A 268-nucleotide genomic window follows, 5' to 3' on the forward strand; every position below is an offset into this window, starting at 1 on the left:
GCGTCGCCAGCAACGGTTCCGTTACCCTCGACCAGCTCCGCGCCATCGTGCATCCCGACACCAGCAACCCCGATGACGCGAAGACCCTGACCTCCGACAACCTGGTGACCTTGACCGCGACCAAGACTGACAAGGACGGCGACAGCGCCCAGGCCACCCTTAACATCGGCCAGAACCTGGTGTTCAAGGATGACGGCCCGAGCATCAGCACCACCGGCACGGAACCGGTCCTCACCGTCGATGAAACGGACCTGACGACCAACGCCAC

1 protein-coding gene is annotated in these 268 nt (G+C 63.8%); it reads left to right on the forward strand.

The genetic code is table 11. From position 1 onward, the window contains the following. The coding region (locus CAY82_RS25555; protein ID WP_256576362.1) for a DUF5801 repeats-in-toxin domain-containing protein at window positions 1-268 on the forward strand (268 nt) is incomplete at both ends.

It is taken from the genome of Pseudomonas sp. SID14000 (genome assembly GCF_002165135.1).
Taxonomy (GTDB): Bacteria; Pseudomonadota; Gammaproteobacteria; order Pseudomonadales; family Pseudomonadaceae; genus Aquipseudomonas.